Origin of the sequence: Bacillus sp. SIMBA_008, from assembly GCF_046535495.1 — a bacterium.
Taxonomy (GTDB): domain Bacteria; phylum Bacillota; class Bacilli; order Bacillales; family Bacillaceae; genus Bacillus; species Bacillus subtilis.
This window is the reverse complement of the sequence record NZ_JAWRWL010000218.1, coordinates 1-313: the sequence shown is the minus strand read 5'-3', so window position 1 is coordinate 313 and position 313 is coordinate 1. Positions and strand designations below refer to the sequence as shown.

Here is a 313-nt window from a genome sequence, read left to right as displayed (position 1 = left end):
GAAGCATTAAGTACTAAATTAGAAGGATATTATTTGCTCTTATTCGATGCAGCTGTTGTTGCCATCGTTTTATTAGCTTATAAACCAGTTCTTCATTTTATTAAATATATTTGGGATTTATCCGTTTTGAAGAATGGGAAGACATATTTATATCTATTAATTGGTTTTATTGTCATTGCGTTATCACAATATTTAATGTTACATGTGTTTAGTTTTGAAAGTGCAGCAGAACAAAAGAAACAATTAGGGAGTTTAGGGATTCAAAATAGCATACAAAGTATTATATATGTGTTAAGTGTTGCTATCATTACAC

At 28.8% G+C, this 313-nt stretch carries 1 pseudogene; it reads left to right on the top strand.

Going from position 1 to position 313, the window contains the following annotated elements:
• Positions 1-313, top strand: a pseudogene (locus SB658_RS22900) (CPBP family intramembrane glutamic endopeptidase); the annotation flags it as partial.